The 22,165-nt window shown below is 44.4% G+C and carries 21 protein-coding genes, 1 tRNA gene and 1 pseudogene; 7 read left to right on the top strand and 16 right to left on the bottom strand.

Annotation, left to right across the window (positions count from 1 at the left end; translation table 11 throughout):
* Positions 1 to 5: 5 nt before the first annotated feature.
* Both thiH and DQQ01_RS05480 read left to right on the top strand, forming a co-directional pair.
* Entirely contained in the window at positions 6 to 1,259 is a 1,254-nt protein-coding gene (thiH, locus tag DQQ01_RS05485) for a 2-iminoacetate synthase ThiH (protein WP_111919063.1), read from the top strand.
* Entirely contained in the window at positions 1,252 to 1,842 is a 591-nt protein-coding gene (locus DQQ01_RS05480; RefSeq protein WP_111920839.1) for a thiamine phosphate synthase, read from the top strand. The genes thiH and DQQ01_RS05480 overlap by 8 nt, the downstream gene beginning before the upstream one ends.
* A 70-nt stretch (positions 1,843 to 1,912) precedes the next feature.
* Here DQQ01_RS05480 and pyk read toward each other — a convergent pair whose 3' ends face one another.
* The 4 genes from pyk to DQQ01_RS05460 form a co-directional block, all read right to left on the bottom strand.
* The gene (gene pyk, locus DQQ01_RS05475; protein WP_111919061.1) at positions 1,913 to 3,349 is read right to left on the bottom strand and encodes a pyruvate kinase; all 1,437 of its coding nucleotides are present in this window, start codon (positions 3,347 to 3,349) and stop codon (positions 1,913 to 1,915) included.
* Between the two features lie 20 nt (positions 3,350 to 3,369).
* Entirely contained in the window at positions 3,370 to 4,221 is an 852-nt protein-coding gene (locus DQQ01_RS05470) for a DUF1751 domain-containing protein (RefSeq protein ID WP_111919059.1), read from the bottom strand.
* Positions 4,222 to 4,247: 26 nt separating this feature from the next.
* The gene (locus DQQ01_RS05465) at positions 4,248 to 5,189 is read right to left on the bottom strand and encodes a magnesium transporter CorA family protein (protein WP_111919057.1); all 942 of its coding nucleotides are present in this window, start codon (positions 5,187 to 5,189) and stop codon (positions 4,248 to 4,250) included.
* 161 nt (positions 5,190 to 5,350) lie between these two features.
* Positions 5,351 to 6,406 carry a lactonase family protein gene (locus DQQ01_RS05460; RefSeq protein ID WP_111919055.1) on the bottom strand — a complete coding sequence of 352 codons (1,056 nt, stop codon included), beginning with the start codon at positions 6,404 to 6,406 and terminating at the stop codon, positions 5,351 to 5,353.
* A 195-nt stretch (positions 6,407 to 6,601) separates the two neighbouring features.
* On the opposite strand from DQQ01_RS05460, the gene DQQ01_RS05455 reads away from it, so the two are divergent.
* The 4 genes and pseudogenes from DQQ01_RS05455 to DQQ01_RS05440 all read left to right on the top strand — a co-directional run bounded on the left by DQQ01_RS05455 (position 6,602) and on the right by DQQ01_RS05440 (position 11,264).
* Complete coding sequence (locus tag DQQ01_RS05455; RefSeq protein WP_111919053.1) at positions 6,602 to 7,675, top strand: ABC transporter ATP-binding protein; 1,074 nt, start codon at positions 6,602 to 6,604, stop codon at positions 7,673 to 7,675.
* Positions 7,668 to 8,484 (top strand): annotated as a pseudogene (locus DQQ01_RS05450) (ABC transporter permease). The gene DQQ01_RS05455 and the pseudogene DQQ01_RS05450 overlap by 8 nt, the downstream one beginning before the upstream one ends.
* Positions 8,484 to 10,352 carry an extracellular solute-binding protein gene (locus tag DQQ01_RS05445; RefSeq protein ID WP_111919051.1) on the top strand — a complete coding sequence of 623 codons (1,869 nt, stop codon included), beginning with the start codon at positions 8,484 to 8,486 and terminating at the stop codon, positions 10,350 to 10,352. The pseudogene DQQ01_RS05450 and the gene DQQ01_RS05445 overlap by 1 nt, the downstream one beginning before the upstream one ends.
* A 24-nt stretch (positions 10,353 to 10,376) precedes the next feature.
* A complete protein-coding gene (locus DQQ01_RS05440) occupies positions 10,377 to 11,264 on the top strand; it encodes an RluA family pseudouridine synthase (protein WP_111919049.1) in 888 nt (295 codons plus the stop codon).
* Positions 11,265 to 11,326: 62 nt separating this feature from the next.
* Here the strand turns inward: DQQ01_RS05440 and DQQ01_RS05435 are convergent, their stop codons facing one another.
* From DQQ01_RS05435 to DQQ01_RS05405, 7 genes are all read right to left on the bottom strand, one after another.
* Positions 11,327 to 12,562, bottom strand: coding sequence for an ABC transporter permease (locus DQQ01_RS05435; protein WP_111919047.1), 1,236 nt, complete (start codon positions 12,560 to 12,562; stop codon positions 11,327 to 11,329).
* Positions 12,563 to 12,579: 17 nt separating this feature from the next.
* Positions 12,580 to 14,253, bottom strand: a complete 1,674-nt coding sequence (locus tag DQQ01_RS05430) for an efflux RND transporter periplasmic adaptor subunit (RefSeq protein ID WP_111919045.1) — start codon at positions 14,251 to 14,253, stop codon at positions 12,580 to 12,582.
* Complete coding sequence (locus DQQ01_RS05425) at positions 14,228 to 14,962, bottom strand: ABC transporter ATP-binding protein (protein WP_111919043.1); 735 nt, start codon at positions 14,960 to 14,962, stop codon at positions 14,228 to 14,230. Before DQQ01_RS05425 ends, DQQ01_RS05430 begins: the two co-directional genes overlap by 26 nt.
* A 109-nt stretch (positions 14,963 to 15,071) precedes the next feature.
* The gene (locus DQQ01_RS05420) at positions 15,072 to 15,548 is read right to left on the bottom strand and encodes a hypothetical protein (protein WP_111919041.1); all 477 of its coding nucleotides are present in this window, start codon (positions 15,546 to 15,548) and stop codon (positions 15,072 to 15,074) included.
* Positions 15,549 to 15,650: 102 nt separating this feature from the next.
* The gene (locus DQQ01_RS05415) at positions 15,651 to 16,145 is read right to left on the bottom strand and encodes a heme-degrading domain-containing protein (protein ID WP_111919039.1); all 495 of its coding nucleotides are present in this window, start codon (positions 16,143 to 16,145) and stop codon (positions 15,651 to 15,653) included.
* Positions 16,146 to 16,164: 19 nt separating this feature from the next.
* Positions 16,165 to 17,163 carry a tryptophan--tRNA ligase gene (gene trpS / locus DQQ01_RS05410; RefSeq protein WP_111919037.1) on the bottom strand — a complete coding sequence of 333 codons (999 nt, stop codon included), beginning with the start codon at positions 17,161 to 17,163 and terminating at the stop codon, positions 16,165 to 16,167.
* A gap of 102 nt (positions 17,164 to 17,265) precedes the next feature.
* Positions 17,266 to 18,003, bottom strand: a complete 738-nt coding sequence (locus DQQ01_RS05405; protein ID WP_330407725.1) for a class I SAM-dependent methyltransferase — start codon at positions 18,001 to 18,003, stop codon at positions 17,266 to 17,268.
* A 195-nt stretch (positions 18,004 to 18,198) separates the two neighbouring features.
* Between DQQ01_RS05405 and DQQ01_RS05400 the strand changes: the two genes are divergently transcribed.
* Entirely contained in the window at positions 18,199 to 18,678 is a 480-nt protein-coding gene (locus DQQ01_RS05400; protein ID WP_111919033.1) for an S-ribosylhomocysteine lyase, read from the top strand.
* A 115-nt stretch (positions 18,679 to 18,793) separates the two neighbouring features.
* On the opposite strand, the gene yqeC is transcribed toward DQQ01_RS05400, so the two are convergent.
* The 5 genes from yqeC to DQQ01_RS05375 form a co-directional block, all read right to left on the bottom strand.
* Positions 18,794 to 20,107, bottom strand: coding sequence for a selenium cofactor biosynthesis protein YqeC (yqeC, locus tag DQQ01_RS05395; protein ID WP_111919031.1), 1,314 nt, complete (start codon positions 20,105 to 20,107; stop codon positions 18,794 to 18,796).
* 3 nt (positions 20,108 to 20,110) lie between these two features.
* The gene (gene yqeB, locus DQQ01_RS05390) at positions 20,111 to 20,929 is read right to left on the bottom strand and encodes a selenium-dependent molybdenum cofactor biosynthesis protein YqeB (RefSeq protein WP_111919029.1); all 819 of its coding nucleotides are present in this window, start codon (positions 20,927 to 20,929) and stop codon (positions 20,111 to 20,113) included.
* Between the two features lie 15 nt (positions 20,930 to 20,944).
* Complete coding sequence (gene yedF, locus DQQ01_RS05385; RefSeq protein WP_111919027.1) at positions 20,945 to 21,586, bottom strand: sulfurtransferase-like selenium metabolism protein YedF; 642 nt, start codon at positions 21,584 to 21,586, stop codon at positions 20,945 to 20,947.
* Entirely contained in the window at positions 21,583 to 21,837 is a 255-nt protein-coding gene (locus DQQ01_RS05380) for a putative Se/S carrier protein (protein ID WP_111919025.1), read from the bottom strand. Before DQQ01_RS05380 ends, yedF begins: the two co-directional genes overlap by 4 nt.
* 180 nt (positions 21,838 to 22,017) lie before the next feature.
* A tRNA-Thr gene (locus DQQ01_RS05375) sits at positions 22,018 to 22,090 on the bottom strand.
* Between the last annotated feature and the right edge of the window lie 75 nt (positions 22,091 to 22,165).

The following is a 22,165-nucleotide window of genomic DNA, read 5'->3' as shown; positions in this document are numbered from 1 at the left end:
AGAACATGGAAAACCAGTTTTTTATAGATTCCGGACATCTGTCCCCAAAAGCCCTGGAAAAGAAACACCGTCTGGAAACAGACCCTGCTTTTCGGAAAAACCATATGGAATACCTTCCCGGTATGGAACAAATCGAATCTGATGTATGTGAAAAGGTTTTAAACCAGGTAAATACTTATGATTATACTGCCTACACCAGACAGGACGTCCGCACTGCCCTGTCCCATCAGACTTGTTCCCCGGAGGATTTCAAAGCTCTGCTTTCTCCTGCTGCCGAGCCCTTTCTGGAGGAAATGGCACAACGGGCAAGACTGGAAACCAGCCGCCACTTTGGCAATACGGTCTATCTCTTCACCCCGCTCTACATTGCCAATTATTGTGAAAACTACTGTGTATACTGCGGCTTTAACTGTTATAACCACATTCATCGCATGAAGCTGTCCGTGGAACAGATTGAAAAAGAAATGAAAATCATTGCCGACAGCGGTATGGAAGAAATTTTGATTCTCACTGGAGAAAGCCGTCAAAAAAGCGATATTACCTATATCGGAGAAGCCTGTAAGCTGGCACGGAAATACTTCCGCATGGTAGGGCTGGAAATTTATCCTGTCAATACAGAGGAATACCGCTATCTCCACGCATGCGGCGCAGACTATGTAACGGTGTTTCAGGAAACCTATGACCGTGATAAATATGAAACCCTGCATCTGATGGGACACAAGCGCGTATGGCCCTACCGCTTTGATGCCCAGGAGCGGGCGCTGAGAGGCGGCATGCGGGGTGTTGCCTTCTCTGCCCTTTTAGGGTTGTCGGATTTTCGCAAAGACGCCCTTGCCAGCGCCCTTCATGTATATTATCTTCAGAGAAAATACCCCCATGCAGAAATGTCCCTTTCCTGTCCCAGACTGCGCCCGATTATAAACAATGACAAAATCAATCCTCTGGACGTCCACGAAACCCAACTTTGCCAGATTCTCTGCGCTTACCGGATTTTCCTGCCCTTTGTGGGAATCACGGTTTCTTCCAGAGAAAGCGCCAGCTTCCGAAATGGCATTGTTAAAATTGCTGCCACTAAAATTTCTGCAGGGGTTTCCACCGGAATCGGAGATCACGAAAGCAAATATAAAGGAACAGAAACTGACGGGGAACAGGGGGACGAGCAGTTTGAAATCAATGACAGCCGCAGTCTGGAAAGAGTGTATAAGGATATTGCTTCAGAAGGTCTGCAGCCTGTCCTGAATGATTATCTCTATGTCTGATATTTTATGCATCACCAATCGAGGGCTGTGCAGAGAGGACTTTCTCTCCCGCATGGAAAAACTGGCAAAAGCAAAACCAGGAGGTATTATTCTGCGGGAAAAGGATTTGTCCCCACAGGAATATCTTCTTCTTGCCAGGCAGGTCATGGACATCTGCCGAACCTATGAAGTTTCCTGCATTTTGCACACCCATACAGAAGTTGCTCTTTCTCTTGGAGCAACGGCTCTGCATCTTCCCCTGCCCCTGCTTGTAAAACTGTCCCCAAAGGAACGAAAATCCTTTTCCTGCCTGGGCGTTTCCTGTCACTCTGTAGAAGACGCCCTTTTAGCAGAAAGTCTGGACTGTACTTATATAACTGCCGGACATGTTTTTGACACTGCCTGCAAAAAAGGCATTCCAGGAAGAGGACTGGATTTTTTAAGGGAAATCTGTCAGAAAATATCCATTCCTGTCTACGGACTGGGCGGAATCACGCCCCAAAACAGCAAATCCGTAAACAAAGCCGGCGCTGCGGGAATCTGTATTATGAGCAGCGCCATGACCTGCAAAGAACCGGAAGAATATCTGAAAGAATTCCTGTAGACAAAAACAGAAAATCCCGAACAGGATTTCAAACTGTTCAGGATTTTCTCTTCTTATCTGATTTCGCTTTTTATTTTACTTCCATAACATGCAGCATATTGGTAACATTTGCCTCCGCCTTGCTGCTGTTGGTAGCCGGATCCCCTGCAGTTACAACCACAAGCTGCCCCTTTTTCACCAGCTTGTTCTCCTTCAGGGTTTCCATTGCATTGATAATAATATTTTCCGTCGTATCTCTTGTATATCCCTTCAGCGGTCTTACGCCCCAGTACAGACGCATCTTTCTCTGCACTCTCTCATTTGGCGTAATGGCATAAATAGGCATAGTAGGACGAAAACTGGAAATCATGCGGGCTGTTTTTCCTGACATGGTTGGTGTCACAATACAGTCTGCCTCAATGTTTCTGGCTGTACGCACAGACGCAATTCCAATGGCACAGGAAACCTTTGTTTTCGGGTGCATGGTTCTGTGCTTAATATATTTTTCATATTCTACATAGTTTTCTGTATTTTCCGCAATCTGATTCATCATTTTCAGCGCTTCTACCGGATATTTTCCTGCTGCAGTTTCACCGGAAAGCATAATGGCATCTGTTCCGTCATAAATAGCATTGGCAACGTCTGTTACCTCTGCCCTTGTAGGACGGGGGTTACGAATCATGGAATCCAGCATCTGTGTTGCAGTGATAACCGGAATATAGTTGGCATTGCACTTGTGAATAATCATTTTCTGAATATGAGGAACCTCCGGCGCCGGAATTTCCACACCCAAATCTCCCCGGGCTACCATAATACCGTCAGACGCTTCTATAATGGCGTCCAAATTTTCCAGTCCCTCTGCATTTTCAATTTTTGCAATAATAGCAATATCCTCTGCATGGTTTTCTTCCAGAATCTTACGGATTTCCAGAACGCCCTCTGCGTTTCGGATAAAGGAAGCTGCAATAAAATCAATGCCCTGCTCAATACCAAAAATAATGTCCGCCTTATCTTTTTCTGTAATAACAGGAAGCTTCACTTTTACATTCGGCACATTCACGCCCTTTTTCTCGCCCAGTTCTCCACCGTTTACCACGCGGCACACAATACGTCCCTGTACCACTTCTTTTACTTCCAGTTCAATCAGACCATCGTCAATCAGGATTTTATTTCCCGGCACAACATCGTCAGCCAGCCCTGCATAAGTAATAAAACAGCCTTTTTCGTTTCCTGTCATTTCTTCTGTATGCAGAACAAACTCTTCATTTTCCTTTAAAGTTACTTTCTTTCCGTCCTCCAGTACGCCTGTACGGATTTCCGGACCTTTGGTATCCAGAAGGATTGCTACTGGTTTTTTCAGCTCATTTCTTACCTTTTTCAATAAATCCATACGATTTTTCTGTTCTTCGTAATCGCCGTGGGAAAAATTGAAACGGGCAATATCCATTCCGTTTTCTACTAAAGCTCTCATATTGCTCTCGATATCGGTATTCGGTCCCATGGTACAGACGATTTTGGTTTTACGCATATAATTGTTTTCCTCCTAAATTATTGTATATGTTTGTGAGTAAACAGGTGGTCCTGACAATACTCGTAATTTCCATTGCATTTGGAACAGAAACGAAATTCCAGATTGTCCCCGTCCTCTTCCGTTCTTCCGCAGACCGCGCACTTATGCTTTGTGGTGCCAGGCGCCATCTTTGGGTGAACCGCTTTCTGAAACTGTTGCTTTCTGTGGATTTCCTTTGGTGAAATCCTCTGGTAATTTCTGGTCGCCAGAAAATAAATAATAAAGTTCAAAAGGGAGGCAATAATTACAGTTCGGATACCCCAGCTTCCATTTACCATGTCATATAAAAGATATGCCACATCCAGCACTGCCAGCCATTTCATTTTCATGGGAATAATCATCATAAACAACACCTGCATATCCGGATAACTCACTGCAAACGCCAGAAAAATAGACAGGTTAATGTAATATGTGGAAAAGGCTCCGCTGTAGTACAGGGAGGTTATCGGACTTCCCCCTGCGATAAAATACAGAATAAAAGCGCCGATTACAGTGAACAGCACACCGCCTAAAATATACACATTATAACGGAACGCACCCCATGTTCTCTCCAGAGTTTCTCCCAGAGAATAATAAAACATCAGCATAATCAGCACAAAAATCAGATTGCTGCTTGGCGGTGGAATCAAAAGCCAGGACACAAGCCTCCATATCTGCCCGTGCACAATGTGATAAGGGCTTAAGGACAGATACTGTGTAAAAGAAATATGGAAAAGGCTTCCTCCATACAGGAGAATATACCCGATGATATAACAGCCTATCATATATTTCGTCAGATTATGAATGGCATAGCGCCCAAATTTGCGCTCCATTTTGTTCAAAAAGTTCATATGGTTTCCTCAATTCTTTCAATCGCTTAAAATAAATTCTTCTTAGAAAAGATAAACGCCACAATCAGGCTTAAAAGCAGAGAGAGGACAATGACAATGGCAAAACCCTCCGGGTGGCTGGCAAAGGGCATTCCCTTCATATTTACATTCATGCCGTAGGCGCTGAAGATCATCGTGGGAATGGACATTACAATGGTAACGGTTGCCAGAAATTTCATAACAATATTCAGATTGTTTGACACAATCGACGCAAATGCCTCTGTCATGCCGCTCAAAATACCGCTGTACACATTCGCCATCTCAATGGCCTGCTTATTCTCAATAATAACGTCCTCCAGCAAATCCGTATCATCTGGATATTGCTTGATACGCTCCACCTTTAAAAGCTTCTCCAGCACCATTTCATTGGAACGCAGGGAAGTTGTAAAGTATACCAGGGATTTCTCCAACTCCAAAAGCTCAATGAGCTCCTTGTTTTTGGTGGACTCCTGCAGCTTTTCCTCCACTTCCTCGCTCTTCTTGTCTATGATACGCAGATAGTGCAGAAACATGCTGGCGTTTTTATAAAGAATCTGCAGAATAAAACGCGTTTTCATATAAGTATAGAAATTACGCACACGTCCGTCCATAAATCTGCCAAGCACAGAGGTATCCTCCAGACAAACGGTAATAATAATTTCATCGGTCACAATAATAGATAATGGAATGGTGCCATACCAGTCCTTTTCTCCCCTTTCCTCCAAAATGGGAGTGTCCACAATAATCAGGGTGTAGTCTTCCTCCACCTCAATACGGGAACGTTCCTCCTCATCAAGAGGCGCTCTTAAATCGTCCACTTCAATGCGGTACCTTTTGGCAACCTCAAAGATTTCCGTTGCTGTTGGGTCCGTAAGCGCCAGCCAGCAGCCCTCGCTGGCTTCGTCCATCTGATGAATTTTTCCATCGACTGTTTTGAATATTCTAATCATGGTTTCTCCCTTTCGCCCTCCTGCCTTTACAGGAGTACGGGGCAGTACCCTGTCAGCAGGATTCTTCTTTTTTTATTTTTTCTTCTTGCTTTTTCTCAGGACAAGGCCCGCTTTCCATAATTTTGCACTTCCTTTTTTCAAAAATACTGCTTTTCTATTTCTTATGCTTCACATTTAGAGAAAATAATACTGTTCGGTGTTTCCACCTTCATGGGTTTTCCCTTCATAATCAATAACTGCTTTTCATAGTCAATGGCAAAGGTGGTAATGGAATTAGATTCATGGTTCACCACTGCCAGATGCTTTCCGTCCGGAAAAACGTCCAAATCCTTGGGATAATTGCCGCTGATAGGCAAAATACACTGCTTTTCCAGAAGACCGGTTTCTTCATCTCTCTTAAACATGGCAACCGTATCCTCTCCTGCATTGGCACAGAAAATATATTTTCCGTCCCTGGACAGACACATACCGGAGGTTGCATCATGGGCTTCATCGTCATGGGAAGCCAGAGTAGACTCTGTCTGTAAAAGTTCGAAAACCGGGTTTTTACCGCTTCCGTCATAGCGGTATACCTGAATGGTATTGTTTAACTCATAGTTTAAATAAGCAAATTTTCCGTCCGGACTGAATTTAATCAGCTTTGGACCGGACTCTCTTTGACATCTTAAAATATCTACCAGTTCCAGACGTCCGGTACGTCTGTTGACCTTGTATACCTTCATCTGGTCAATGCCATTATCCACTGCACAAAGATACTTATTGTCAGGCGTCGGGCGTACACAGCTTACATGTGGGCGGAAATTCCGTTCTCCCACACTTCCCAGACCTTTGTGGAACACACCGTCTAACACGCTTCCCAGACGTCCGTCCCTGTGGGTATGCACAACCGTCACCTTTCCGTCATGATAGCCTGCTACAAAAAGATATTTGCCCTCCTCATCTGTGGACAAATGGCAGCCTCTCATGCCGTCAATATCTACTTTATTAATAAAGGTTAGATCTCCGTCCGGCGCAATGGCAAACACTGCCACACCCTCGTCTGCAATGGAATACAGATACTTTCCGTTCAGAGATTTCGCCAAATGGGAAGAATTGTTCACTGGAATGACCTTTCTCTCAGAAAGGGTTCCTTCTTCCACATTTACATCATACAAATGGATTCCGATACTGCTTCCGTGGGTGTAGGTTCCCACATAGGCTACATATTTTTCCTTCATTTATGCAATATCCTCCTGTTTTCTATTGTTTCACCACACGACAAATCTGCGGCTTTTATACAAAAATACCGCCAGTGTACATTACACTATGGACATTCTACCACAAAGTTTTTTCTAATACAATGCATATTCAATATTGACATGATTTTTTCCTCTAGTATAATGAATAAAGATTATATGCAAAGGAGAAGCGGCATGAACCATACCTTAGTAAATTTAACTGACATCTCCAAAAGCTTTGGAGAGCAGGTCATTCTGGATAAACTGAATCTTTCCATACGGGAAAATGAATTTCTCACTCTGCTTGGCCCCAGTGGCTGCGGAAAAACCACAACGCTCCGGATTTTGGGCGGTTTTGAATCCCCGGATAGCGGACGTGTTATTTTTGACGGCAAGGATATTACCAACCTTCCTCCAAATAAGCGAAACCTCAACACCGTATTTCAGAAATACGCGCTGTTTTCCCATATGAGCATTGAAGAAAACATTGCCTTTGGCCTGAAAATTTCAGGAAAAAGCAGAGCTTATATTCGGGATAAGGTAAAATATGCCTTAAAGCTGGTAAATTTGGAGGGATATGAAAACCGTCTTCCCGATTCTTTAAGCGGCGGACAGCAGCAACGTGTCGCTATTGCAAGAGCCATTGTAAATGAGCCCCGGCTTCTTCTTCTGGACGAGCCCCTGGGCGCTCTGGATTTAAAGCTGCGCCAGGATATGCAGTATGAGCTTATCCGTCTGAAAAATGAGCTTGGCATTACCTTTATCTATGTCACCCATGACCAGGAAGAGGCGCTTACCATGTCAGACACCATTGTGGTTATGAATCAAGGCTATATCCAGCAGATGGGAACCCCGGAGGATATCTACAATGAGCCGCAGAATGCCTTTGTGGCAGACTTTATCGGGGAGAGCAATATCCTTCCCGGCATCATGCTGGAAGATAAGCTGGTGGAAATTCTGGGGACAAAATTCCCCTGTGTAGACGTAGGCTTTGGGAAAAGCGAGCCCGTAGACGTAGTAATCCGTCCCGAAGACGTAGATTTACTCGCTCCTGAGGAGGGCATTATACAGGGTGTGGTATCCCACCTGATTTTCAAGGGCGTACATTATGAAATGGAAGTACAGGCAAACGGCTTTGAATGGCTGGTACACAGCACAGATATGTTTCCGGTTGGACAGAAGGTGGGAATTCATGTAAATCCCTTTGATATCCAGATTATGCACAAGCCGGAATCCGAGGACGAGGAGGCGATTGGAGTCAATGAATAAGAAAAAACTGCTCTCCGGCCCTTATCTTTTATGGTCCATAGCCTTTATTCTCATTCCTCTGGCTATGATTTTATACTATGGCTTTACTAACAGCGAAGGACATTTTACCTTTGAAAATGTCCTTGCCATCGGAACAGCAGAAAACTTCAAGGCGCTGTGCCTTTCTCTTCTGCTGTCTGTAATCAGCACCCTGGTTTGTCTTTTGCTGGCATATCCTTTGGCGTTAATGCTGACCAATATGAAAATAAACCAGACCGGCTTTATGGTGCTGCTTTTTATCCTCCCCATGTGGCTGAATTTTCTGCTCAGAACCCTTGCCTGGCAGACCCTTCTGGAAAAAAACGGGGTCATCAATCAGATTCTGGGGTTTTTCCATCTTCCACTGCTGCAGATGATCAACACCCCCGGAGCTATTGTCCTGGGTATGGTATATAATTTTTTGCCCTTTATGGTAATGCCCCTGTACAATGCACTCTCCAAAATTAACAAAGACGTTATTTTTGCAGCCAGGGATTTAGGCGCCACCTCCTTTTATACCTTTCGGAAGATTATTTTTCCATTAAGCCTTCCGGGCGTAATCAGCGGTATTACTATGGTTTTCGTGCCTTCTCTGACCACTTTTTGTTATCTCTGACCTTTTAGGCGGCAGTAAAATTCTTCTGATTGGAAATGTCATTGACCGCCAGTTTCAGCAGGGAAGCAACTGGAACGTAGGAAGCGGACTGTCCCTGGTTTTAATGGTCTTTATTTTAATCAGCATGGTTCTCACTGGAAAATACGATAAAAACGGAGAAGGAGGTATGTTCTGATGAAAAAAGCAGCGCGAAATCTTTATCTTGGACTGATTCTTTTCCTCATGTATGCCCCTATTGTGGTTTTGATCGTCCTGTCCTTTAATGCTTCCAAATCCAGGACAAAATGGGGCGGATTCACACTGAAATGGTATCAGTCCCTGTTTCAGGATAAAGCCATTATGACTGCCCTGTACAACACCCTGCTCATTGCCCTGCTCTCTGCCGCTATTGCCACTTTTCTTGGCACTGCAGCCTCCATTGGCATCAATGCCATGAAGGGCAAAGGCAAAACCATACTTATGGGAATTACTAACATTCCCATTTTAAATTCAGAGATTGTCACCGGCATTTCTCTCATGCTCTTGTTTATTGCATGCAGAGTGACTCTGGGCTTTTCCACGATTTTGCTGTCCCATATTACCTTTTGTATTCCTTATGTAATTTTAAGTGTTATGCCAAAGCTGAAGCAGACCAGCAAAAGCGCCTATGAGGCAGCTCAGGATTTGGGCGCGGGATCCATATCCGCCTTCTTTAAGGTGGTATTTCCTGATATTCTGCCAGGTATTGTTTCAGGATTTTTAATGGCCTTTACTATGTCCCTGGACGATTTCATCATCACACACTTTACCAAAGGACCTGGGGTAGACACTCTTTCCACTAAGATTTATGCAGAGGTCAGAAAGGGAATCCGGCCGGAAATGTATGCTCTCTCCACTCTGATGTTCATCAGTGTGCTGGTGCTGATGATACTGGTCAATATAAGCCCGAAGGAAGCCAAAGATGTAAAAACCACTTCTTCCCGTAAGTCCATACAAAAAGGACTTCGGCTCGCCCTTCCCCTGCTCTTTGTGGCAGTTCTGGCAGTCGGCGGCGCTGCCTATTATTTCGCAGGCTCTGGAAAGAGCAGCGGCGAACAGGTGGTGGTTTACAACTGGGGAGATTATCTGGATCCCAAGAGCGTTGAGCTTTTTGAGAAGGAAACCGGCATTGCCGTTACCTATGAAGAATATGAAACCAATGAAATCATGTATCCCAAAATCCTCTCCGGCGCTATCGCCTACGATGTGGTCTGCCCCTCAGACTACATGATTCAGCGTATGCTGAAAAATAATCTGCTGGCAGAATTAAACTGGGACAACATTCCCAATGTTAAAAACATGGATCCTGTTTATATGAAGCAGTCCCAAAGCTTTGATCCGGACAATGCCTACTCGGTTCCCTACTGTGTGGGAACTGTGGGAATCCTATATAACAAAACCATGGTTCATGAGCCTGTAGACAGCTGGGATATTCTCTGGAATCCCAAATATCAGGACAGCATACTCATGCAGGATTCTGTCCGCGACGCCTTTGCCGTGTCCTTAAAAAGGCTGGGGTATTCCTTAAATTCCAGCGATGTAGAACAGCTCATGCAGGCAAAGGACGATTTAATTAAGCAAAAGCCACTGGTACAGGCTTATGTCATTGACCAGGTGCGGGATAAAATGATTGGAAACGAGGCTGCCCTAGGCGTGATTTATTCCGGAGAAGCAGGATATACCAAACGGGAAAATCCCAATTTAGAGTATGTCATTCCAAAAGAAGGATCTAATGTCTGGATTGACTCCTGGGTCATTCCCAAAAATGCCAAAAACAAGGAAAACGCCGAAAAATTTATTAACTTTATGTGCCGTCCGGACATTGCTTTGATGAACTTTGAATATCTCACCTATGCAACACCCAATAAGGCTGCCAGAGCCTTAATTGAAGATGAGGAAACACGAAACAGCAAAATCCTTTTTCCTGAACCGGAAGATTTGAAAAACTGCGAAACCTTCCAGTTTTTAGGCGATGATGTGGACAGCTATTATAATGAACTCTGGAATAAAGTAAAATCAAAATAAGCAAACGTACAAAAGGAATGTTTTATGAAGCGTATTTTTGAATATGATATTAAGGACACAGATCTCCCCTGCAATGCAGGGGAGTATTTAAAAAGAATCGGCTGCTCCCATCAGATTCTGGTGCGGCTGAAAAAAACAGAAAAAGGGATTTTGGTAAATGAAGAATGGGCTTATGTCAGGACTCCGCTAAAAGCAGGAGATCTTCTGAAAATCACTTTAACAGAGGAAGCACCCTCTGAAAATATTGTTCCCATCCCTCTGCCTCTTTCCATTGTATACGAGGATCAGGACATTCTGCTGCTGAACAAACCTGCCGATATGCCGGTACACCCTTCCATCAACAATTATGACAATACCCTGGCAAATGGAGTTGCCTGGTACTATGCCCAAAAGGGAGAGTCCTTTGTCTTTCGATGTATCAACCGCCTGGATCGGGACACTACCGGACTTCTCATTCTTGCCAAACACGCTCTCAGCGCATCTGTTCTTTCCGCACAGATGAAAAACCGGGAAATCCACAGAACCTATCAGGCTGTTGTGGCAGGCACACCGCCCTTTTCAGAAGGCACGGTTGACGCCCCCATTGCCCGAAAAGAAGGGTCTGTCATGGAACGCTGCGTGGACTTTGAAAAAGGAGAACGGGCAGTGACCCATTATCGTGTGCTGAAAGAAGGAAAGGACTGTTCTTTATTGGAACTTTCTCTGGAAACGGGACGAACTCACCAGATACGGGTGCATATGAAGCATCTGGGCTGTCCGCTTTTAGGGGATTATCTCTATTATCCCGATTTCTCACAGATTCATCGAGTGGCGCTGCACTCCTGCGCCCTGTCCTTTCCTCACCCTATGACAGGAGAGACCATGCACTTTGAAGCGCCCCTTCCCGAAGATATGAAAAAACCTTTTCTCTGATTCAGCAAATGAGGTCATTGCAAGCGCAATAACCTCATTTTTTATCATACTTTTTATTCTTTTTAATTTCTTCTAAGCGCCTCAATAGGGCTTAAAGATGCTGCTTTTTTTGCAGGATAAATTCCAAAGAAGATTCCCACTGCACAGGAAAAAGCAGTTGCAATCAAAATCGTGCTGACACTGATTCCGGGAGTCAGTGTCATGCCCTGGCTGGAACCAATCACTGAGCAAATTCCAAAGCCGCCTGCAATTCCCAGGATAATTCCGATAATGCCTCCAATAACAGTGAGAATCGCAGATTCTGCCAGGAACTGCATCATAATAGAAGAGGTCTTTGCTCCCAATGCCTTTCGGATTCCGATTTCTCTGGTTCTCTCTGTTACAGACACCAGCATAATATTCATAACACCAATGCCGCCCACCAAAAGAGAGATTCCCGCTACAAAGGAAATAAACGCAGTAACCATTCCCAGCATCTGATTCATCATTTTCATAACGTCCTGAAAACTCTGTATCTGGAAATAATCCTCTCCGGCTGACTGGTGCTTCTGTTCCAGAACTTTGATAATTCTGTCAGATACTACCTTGGAATCCAGCTTCTTATCTGCCTGCACCATAATATAGTAAAAATCGTCTGCCGTATCTCCCAGAAAATCCTTAGCCGCTGTATAAGGGATGGAAAGAGAAACCGGCATCCCTTCATAGGTATAGCTTACAAAAGTTCCGTTTTCTTTCTGGGTTGTCACGCCTACAATACGGAAGGATTTCGTCAGACTCATACTCTGCACATCAATTTCCATTCCCACTACATCATCAGAACCAAACAGTCTTTTTGCATCACTGTCAGAAATCACACAAACATTGCGCCCCTCTGTAACATCTGCCTCTGTAAAGTAAGAGCCTCTTTTCATAGCAGAATTCATCAAAATATTTCCGTCCTGGGTTTCCATGGAAAGATTTACACTGAATTCTCCTTTACCGGTAACGGTTTCGCCGGTAAGGCTGTCCGTTCCTGTGACACCTTCCACACCTTCGATTTCACGAATTGCGTCCAAATCCTCAGGCGTCATATAAATTTCCTGATTCATAGCGTCCAGACTGCAGTTAATGGCAATCTGTCCGCCGCCTACGTCGTTAATCTCACTGTTCATTTGATTCTTGGTACCCTCACCAATGGAAACAATGGCAATGACCGAAGCAATTCCAATGATAATTCCAAGCATGGTAAGAAAGGAACGTCCTTTATTGGCAAGAATATTCTGAATCGCCATTTTGACATATTCTATTATATTTCCCATTTTCTCTTCCTTTCCTGCTACTTTGAAGTCTTGCTGTCCTCTGCCTCTTTCGCAGTCACGCTATCTCCCTCGCTATATGTACCCATATCCTTGATTACCTGGTCACCTTTTTTCAGACCACTTTTCACTTCCACCATAGAATCAGAGGTAACGCCTGTTTCAATCTCTTTTTTGACAATCTTACCGTTTTCTACCACATAGCAAAAGGAACCCTGTTTTCCGATATTAACGACTTCTACAGGAAGCACCGGAACATTTTTTGCCTCAGATGCCTGAATACTTACTTTTGCCTCTACCCCGATAAAGATATTGTCATCCGGGTTATCAATATGTATGGTAACGCCAATCAGCGGTGTTCCTTTTTCATTTGGAATAGCGATTTTGCTCACCTTTTTCACAGTTCCCTTGTACTTTTTATCTCCAAGGGTAATTTCTGCTTTCTGTCCTTCTTTTACCTTGTCAAAGTCATATTTGGATACATTGGCGTCCACACACACGTCCTGAGTACTCTGTAAAGTGAAAAGTTCCATTCCCTGGGTTACAGTTGCGCCCTGGGTTACTCTTGCGTCTGAAATAACGCCTTTAAATTCTGCCTGGATTCCTTTTCTGCCTTCCTCTAAAAGCTCCTGCAGATTTTTGGTTTCCAGTTCTGCCAGATTGCTTGTGATTGCCATTTTTTCTTTTGCCGCGCCAGTAAGTCCGGTCACATCGCTTTCTGCAATGGCCTGTTTGGAAGCCAGTTCAGACTGAAGCTGTGCCAAATCTGAAGCTGCGGATTCCATCTGCGCCTGAAGGTCTGCCGTGTTGGCTGCTGCGCCTCCGGAAAGTCCGTCCATGGATATGCTGTAATCTGCTTTGTTTATTTCTTTTTTAACTGGTTTTTCAGGAACAGAGTCTTGTGCTTGCTTTAATTTATCCAGTGCATCATTATATTTATCTGCAATTTTTTCTCTCTGAGATTCATCTATCTTCCCAGCTTCATAATCAGTACTAGCCTGTTCATATTCTCTTTCCACATCATTTTTTTCACGCTCGCACTGTTGTACTTCTTCTAACTTTTTATCATATTCTTCTTTTAATTTATTATATTCCTGCTCCGCCTGCGCCTTTTCCGCTTCATAAGCTGCATCTGCATCTTTCTGAGCCTGCTCCATCTGAACCTGTGCTTCGTTCTGTGCATTTGTCTGAGCGTCCGCAATCTGCTGCCGCAGACTCTCAATTTCATTTTCTTTTTCCGCAATGGCACTCTCCAGCCCCGGAATGGCTGCCTGGGCATCTGCCACCTTGCCTGCCGCCTGGTTTGCCTGCTCCTGAGCGTCCTGCATATCCAGTTTACCGGATTTTAAAGACAACTCTGCTTTCTGATTTTCTGCTTCCAGATTTTCCAGATTAAAACCGATAATATTCTTTCCTGCCTCTACGCTGTCCCCAGATTCTACCGTCATAGTCTGAATGGTTGCGTTTACAGGAGAATAAAAGGTTTTCTTTATCTCGCTTTCCACATTTCCTGTGGCATCTACTTCCTGTGTGACATTTCCGGTTTTTACAGACACCACTTCCACAGAAGGCTTGGCATCTTTCTCTCCTCCTGCCATGCTTCCAATCAGGGCAATCGCTGCGATTGCCAGTACAATTACGCCTATGGTAATAAGCATCACCACATTTTTATTTTTCAATACTTCCTTTTTCATGTTCTTCCTCCATACTGTCAAATGCCGGGTTGATAACGTCCGATTCTATTTTTCCGTCCATAATACGCACCACGCGCTTTGCCCTTGCCGCAATGCCATCGTCATGAGTGATAAGAATGACGGTTCTTCCCCCTTTGTGCAAATCCTTTAAAATGCTTAAAATTTCCTTGCTGGAAGCAGAATCCAGGTTTCCGGTAGGTTCGTCTGCCAGAATTACCGGAGGCTTTGCAGCAATCGCACGGGCAATGGCAACACGCTGCTGCTGTCCCCCTGACATTTCTGAAGGCTTGTGGTTCATACGATGGGAAAGCCCTACCATTTCCAGCGCTTCCCTTGCCAGCTGTCTTCTGGTTTTTTTGTCAATTCCCCGGTAAATTAAGGGCAACTCTACATTTTCCTCTGCCGTCAGATTTGCAATCAGATTAAATCCCTGAAAAATAAAGCCAATTTCCCGGTTTCTCACTGCTGACAGCTCATTGTCTGTCATGGTAGACACATCAGTCCCATTTAAGAAATAGGTTCCTGAGGTAGGTGTATCCAGGCAGCCCAGCATATTCATAAATGTAGATTTTCCGGAACCGGACTGCCCGATAATTGCCACAAACTCACCTCTGTCAATTTTCAGATTGATATGGTCCAAAGCCCTTACTTCATTTTCCCCCGGATTGTAAACCTTGCACAAATCGGTTACTTTAATCAGATGTTCCATACGTTCTCCCTTTCTCCTTTATCTGGCTTTTGATACAGGAAGGGGCTGTCACATTAATGAAACTGCACTTAATGCAACAACCCCATTTTCCCTTTACTTTCTCGTCTTCTTATAGACTGGTTCCGCTCTTTGTATCCTGCATAGCCTGACGGTTCTTTAATGCTCCCCAGAAATACAACAAAGGAAGAATTAAAGAAAACAGAATGGAAATCACGGATAATGCGCTGAAGCCGCCTGTTGCAGCAGCAATTCCCGCCTGAATCAGAACATAGGCAATCAAAAGGATTCCAAAAATAAAGCAGATATTCGCTTTTTCGATTTTGTTGCAGTTTGCAACCCCCAGAATTCCTGCTGCCAGATACAGAACGCCCTGAATCACAGACTGGATTATACCTGCCTGAAAGGTTTCTGCGGTAAGTCCTGCCTGTTCATATACAGCCGTTACCGCAGGATCCAATGTACCGTTAGACAGTGTGCTTACCACAAAGGCATTAGACGCTGCCCCGATAAACCCAAACACGCCTCCAATAATCAGCAAAATTCCTACTACCTTCAAAAATCCCTTTCCCGGTGCTTTTTTATCCATATGAAAAGTCCTCCCTCTCTGAATAAATTGTTATCATTTTATACTTTGATTTTCAAATTGTCAATTCGATTCCACGATGTTTTTCTAAAATTTTTCTGAATTTTATAAAGCTCTGATGCGCGGAACCTCATCTACATGCAGGTATCGGCTCACTGCCTTCACAATAATGTCATGGTTGATAAAATGACTCTGATTTGTCACCATAATCGCGCCTATGACGCCAACTTCTTCTACACGCACCGGAAAGCCGCCGCCCAGGCAGGAATATTCCTCTTTTCCAAGACCAATATCCTCCATGGTTTCTTCACTTCTTTTCAGTTCGCTGTATAACAGCATGGTGCTTTTTTCCATACGGGAAACAGAAGCAAACATCTTATCCGCCCAGATTTCATTGTTTAAGGTCGTACCGTTGCCTGCATATTTAAACACCGTATGCCCATTGTTTAACCGAATTTCCACCGTGGTATCCAAATCCCGCTTCTTTGCTTCTGCTACCAGCAAATTGCCCAGCGCCCATGCGTCCTCATTGGTGAAATGATTAAACTGCAAAATTTCCTCCTGCATTGCCAGAACCGTAACTACTTCCTCAACTGTCATAACAGACACCTCCTGTCTTTTACCGGATTCTGTCCGGGAAACCAACCTTTCTCTGTACCTTTCTCAGAGTTTTATTTGCAAAGTACTGTGCTTTCTCTGCATTTTCTTTAATAATGGAATCCAGATAAGCTTTATCCTTTTCCAGTCTTGCCACTTCGTCCTGCAGCGGTTTTAAAACGCTGACCACTGCCTCGCCTACGGCCATTTTCAAATCTCCGTAGCCCTTTCCTTCAAATTCCCCCACTGCCTCGTCCGGGGTTTTTCCCATGCATGCGCAGTAGATATCAATCAGGTTTTTCAGTCCCGGCTGCTCTTCTCTGTAAGCAATGCATGCCTCAGAATCTGTCACTGCGCGCTTGCATTTTCTCATAATGGTATCCGGGTCGTCCATAAGATAAATGCTACCGTTTGGATTTTCATCTGATTTGGACATTTTCTTTGCCGGATCCTGAAGACTCATAATCTTTGCCCCTACCTTGCCAATATATGCCTCCGGCACGGTAAAGACATCGCCGTAAATATTATTGAAACGAATGGCAATATCGCGGGTCAGCTCCAGATGCTGCATCTGGTCAATGCCCACTGGAACCACATCTGCCTGATACAGCAGAATATCGGCTGCCATAAGCACCGGATAAGTAAAGAGTCCTGCGTTGATGTTATCTGCATGCTTTGCAGATTTATCCTTAAACTGTGTCATACGATTTAACTCACCCATATAAGTAAAGCAATTTAAAATCCATGCAAGTTCTGCGTGTCCGGATACATGGGACTGATAATAAATACAGTTCTTTTTCGGGTCCAGACCTGCTGCCAGATACAACGTCAAAAGCGCTCTGGCTCTCTTTCTTAAGGTTGCAGGATCCTGGCGCACGGTAATGGAATGCATGTCCACCACACTGTAAAAGCACTCGTATTCATCACTTAAAGTTACCCAGTTTTTCAATGCTCCCAGATAATTCCCAAGTGTCAGGTTTCCGGTAGCCTGCATACCGCTGAATAAAACTTTTTTTGTCATTTATCATCTCTTTTTGTCCTCCAACTACTACAATTTCCCTTTATTGGTCTATTTTAGCACGTTTTTTTTCTGTCAGCAACCTTGTTCTGGCTCTGTTTTCTACTATTTTTCTGCAATTATCAGAAACATAGGCGTGGAATAATAGTTTGCCATTTCCTCCTCGCTCCAGACCTCTTTCCAGGCTTCTTCCTCTGCTTTTACCTGTTTTACGCACAGTTTCCCCAAAACCTCCCTGTCCCAGGCAGGTCTTGCAATGCGGCTTAACGGAACTTCCTTTGCGATTTCTTCCATGGCGTCAATATCCGTGCAGATGTAGTGGTCGCTAAGCTGCAATTCCTCTACCCTTGCCCGGTCGTTTTCATATTCCCGGCGTTTTTCTTCATCAAAGAGATGATGATACCAGTTTGCATCATAATTCAAAAGAACACCGCCTTTTTTCAGCACTCTCACCCATTCTCCATAGGCTTTTTCCGGATTTTCCAGATTCCAGGTCAGATTTCGGGACACCACGGCGTCAAAGGTATGGTCTTCAAAGGAAAGTTCCTGGGCATTCATCTGCTTCCAGCAGATTTTACCTGCCAGATTTCCCGCATTTTTCTTTGCCTCTTTTAACATTTCCTCTGTATAGTCCACGGCGGTTACCTGATATCCCGCCTCTGCCAGAATAATGGCAAAAAACCCTGGTCCTGTGCCAATATCCAGCACTTTTGTTTCTTCCGGTTTCTTTCCTCCCAGATGTGCGATTAAATGCTCTCTCCATTTTCTTCTCTGCTCTGTGGCAAGCTCTCCCTGGTTGACCTGGGAATAGCCCTCCGCTCTCCCGGTCCAGTATTCTTCGATTTTTATCTAATAATTCCATCTCTGTTCTCCGTTTCAAAATTTTGCAGTTCTATTTTACCACGCTTTCCCCGTTTTTCACAACCCGCCCCTGTGATTTTCCTTGCGTCCTTTCCTGAAACCGCTTATAATAAATCTGTCAGATTCCAAAATCTGAAAAATAAAAAAGATTTAAAAAATCAGAAAAGAGGATTATGTATGGAAAAAATTGCAAGCTTTACCATTGACCATATAAAATTAAAACCAGGTGTTTATGTATCCCGCAAAGACCATGCAGGCTCTGAGGTGATTACAACCTTTGATCTGCGTATGACCTCTCCCAACGACGAACCGGTTATGAACACTGCAGAGGTACATACCATTGAGCATTTGGGCGCTACCTTTTTAAGAAATCACCCTCAGTTCGGAGAAAAAACTGTATATTTTGGCCCTATGGGCTGCCGCACCGGCTTTTATCTTCTGCTTTTGGGGGATTACTCTTCTAAAGATATTCTGCCTCTTGTCACAGAAATGTTCACCTTTATCCGTGATTTCCACGATGAAGTCCCCGGCGCTTCTGCCAAAGACTGCGGAAATCATCTGGACATGAATCTTGGCATGGCAAATTGGCTGGCAAAACGATATTTAGACCAGGTGCTTACCAATATCTCAGAGGAACGTCTGGTTTATCCGGAATAAAATGCAAATCGGGCATGCTTTGAGTTCTGAATCTCAGAGCATGCCCGATAAATTTGCTGCAAATATATAAATTTTCTTTTCTGATTACCCAGTACAGAAAGGAACAGAAAATGTGTTACAGTTCTTCTCTTCTGTCAATATCCTTCAGTTCCCGTTCATCAGAAACCTCATAGAAAAATACGTCCTCCATATGGCTTTTCAAAACCCGTTTTCCTCCTACATCTCCTGTCAGGCTCTGCAGTTCCCGTACATATTTTTCGTGAAAAATCACCGGATTGCCACTGATCCCTTCTCTGCACACACAACCAATGCCCTTTCCTGTTTTCAAAAAAGCAGACAGAAATTCTTCTATAGTTTCCTGTCGCAGAAACGGCTGATCTGCTACAAAAAACATATAATAATGCTCCTTCTCCCTTTCTGCAGATTCCATAGCTTTCGTAAGCCCCAGCTTTAAGGAAGAGGAAATTCCTCTGCAACTGTCCTCATTTTTCACTACTGTAACATTCCTCTGCCCGGCTGCCTGCTTTATTTCCTCATACTGCGTCACCAGGGTCAGGGATGTCAGCTTCTTTTTTACCTGCAGACAGGAAAGCTGTTTCAGTACATGGTCATACATAGGTCTTCCCTCCAGTAGATACAAAAGCTTATTTTCTCCAAACCGTGTGGAAAACCCTGCTGCCAGAACAATCCCATGTACCCTTTTTTGCCACCCGTGCAAGAATACAGGAACAGAAAGCTTTTCCTGCAATCTTTTCCTGCTCTTTTCAGGGGATTCCAGAACATCTGCCTGATTTAAAAGCACTGCAATCTTTTTATCAGGAAATCTTCTTTTTAAAGGCTGGATATACCCTGCCTCTAACAATCCTCCAAGCAGGGACTCTGTCACTGGAAAAGAACTGTCCCATACCTTCTCCCATTGTATCTGTCTGAAAAGCCCCTGTGCCTCTTCCAGTCGGTGACAAACTCTGTCAAGAGGCTGTCCGAGGGCGGACGCTCCTGCCAGAATCAAAATATGGGTGATATTTTCATAAATCACCGGCTCTCCTTTTTTCGGCACTTTAACAGGAAAACGCCTGGAACCGTCTGCCTCTACAAGTACACAATCCGCCTCTTTGCAGACCCTTTGATAAGTTTCAACAGGAAGCCCCTGGATTTTTCCACCCTGCAAAGCAGGAAGCCCTGCCAGCACTGCACCCTTCTTCTTCAGAGCCTCCATAATCTTCTCTTCCCTGTTCTCTATCACAGTGGGGAGCGGAAAAGTTTCAGGCTTTTCCATGTGGGTGGAAGTTGTCACCAATACCTTTTTTCCCTGTTCTCTCCACGCATCTGCCAACTCCAGAATACAACTGGTTTTTCCCCCGGCTCCTGCAAATGCCACATTTTTCCGGGGTGTTTCTCCCAAATACGATATGATTTCACACAGCTTCATAGCTTACTTCTTTTCCAGAATTCCTTTCTCCCAGGCGCAGACCAATTCCAGCACACCACCTGCAATGCATCTCGCCTTATCTGAAATCAGATTACAGTGTGCCCTGGATTCCTTTCTGGGATCCACATCTGCCAGTTTAAAATGCTCGGTCACAACAAATCCGTCCTGCAAAATTCCCCGCACCACACCGGAAATCTCAGTGCATACCTCTGTTTTGTCCGCCTCCTGCTCAATAAAGCCTACTGCTTCTCCTGCATTGACCCAGTCCCCAATTTCCCGGATTCTCCTGAATCTGCCTGCACAGGGAGCATGAAGCACCCGCTCCTTTCCGTATCCGCCAATAATGCCCGGTACACCAGTATTGGAAATGGCGCTTCCCTTCTCTATCCGTCTTCCCAGATAATGCCCTCTCTTTGTTTCTATCACATAATCCACATCTTCCCCTGCCGTAAATCCCGGTCCCAGAGCAATAGTCAAATCCGCCATACCGCGATGTGTTCCAAGATTCTTCTTTGCCAGAATGGCATCAATTAAAATATTGGGGTGGTATTGATTCAGGCAGGCTGCCTTCGGGTCTATGACAAGCATGGGGTTCTTCCACGTTACCTTTTCCAGGGCTTTTGAAAAGGTATCTGCCTTTTGACACACAATCCCCTCTACCTCCATACTTCCCTCATAAGCAGCCTGACAAAAGGAAACTTTCTGTCGGATAGCCGATGGACTTGTATCCTCTAAAACAATCACCGGATACCCGCTTTTACACAGGCGGTGAATGGTTCCGGTTGCCAGATCTCCGCCGCCTCTTACAATAATCGGCTTCATAGCTTCACCCCTTCTTTATGGTTTGAGAATTAAATCTGCCTGCGCCTGCACCTGTACAATCTGATACATATTCACAACCTCGCCTACTGCCAGCTTTTCCTTTAACTTATAGAAATCCAGACAGGTACCGCAGGTGCAGATTCTCACGCCTTCTTCCTCTAAAAGCTTTAAATCCTCCAGCACAGGAGAGTCCTCACAGGACAAAAAAGCCCCGCTGTTATAAAGCAGCACAGAATCCGGAAGCTCCTCCAACTGTGTCAGGGCATACACAAAACCCTTAATCAGGATTTTTCCAAGCTCTTCCTCTCCTTCTCCCATTTTATCAGAGGAAAGTACCACAACGGTTCTCTTTTGCGACTTTATCTGACAGCTTTCCAGTTCCAATGAAGCTAATTCTGCAGCTTTTCCCTCTTCTGCATTTTCAGATGTATACTCTTCCTGTACGGTAATAACAACCTCATACTCCTTTTCCCCTTTTTTCTTAAACCAATAGTCTGCCTTCTGGGAGGCTGCCAGTTTTCGCAGATTTTCCACTGCAATTTGATTGTCTACAAGTATGCAGACCTTTTCTCCTTTTTTGCAGGCGTCCATTGCCTTTTTTGCCAAAATGACCGGTTTTGGGCAGGTCATACCCTTTGCATCAATGTTCGTATTCATCTTTCTTTCCTTTCATATAACTCGACTTCATGTATTTCCTGTATTTGCAGCTGTCCTTCCTTTACCGCCTTTTCCACACAGGCTTTCTGTCCTGTATCGGTACACCACGCCAACCCACATTCCGCAGAAATACTGGAGGGAAGAGGAATCAGCCTTCCGGGAAGCCCCTCCTCTTGAAACCATTTTTCTGCTGCCATGGCATGGGTAGTGGTGGAAAAAGAAAGAACCAGACGCATGACTTTTTCTCTCATATGCAGCTTCCCTCCTTCCCAAATCTGCTTTTCCCCTGTTATTCCTATGATACACTAAAATCCGGTGCCGTGTAAACCATTCCTGGAAATATGTCCATTCTGCTTTGTAGAAAACAAAGAGAAACAGCAAAGTCCTCTTATCCCTAAGATTCCTCCACTGTTTCTCTTTGTTTTTATAAGAGCTGCCTAGCGGACTTGAACCGCCGACCTCCGCCTTACCAAGGCGACGCTCTACCGACTGAGCCAAGGCAGCATAACTTTTTGTGCTGTGTGCTTACCACATTTATAGACTATACCAAAAAGTTATGCGCCTGTCAACCTTTTTTAT

Source organism: Blautia argi (assembly GCF_003287895.1).
In the GTDB taxonomy this organism is placed as follows: Bacteria; Bacillota; Clostridia; order Lachnospirales; family Lachnospiraceae; genus Blautia; species Blautia argi.
The sequence above is the reverse complement of the archived record's forward strand: the minus strand, read 5'-3'. Positions and strand labels throughout refer to the sequence as shown.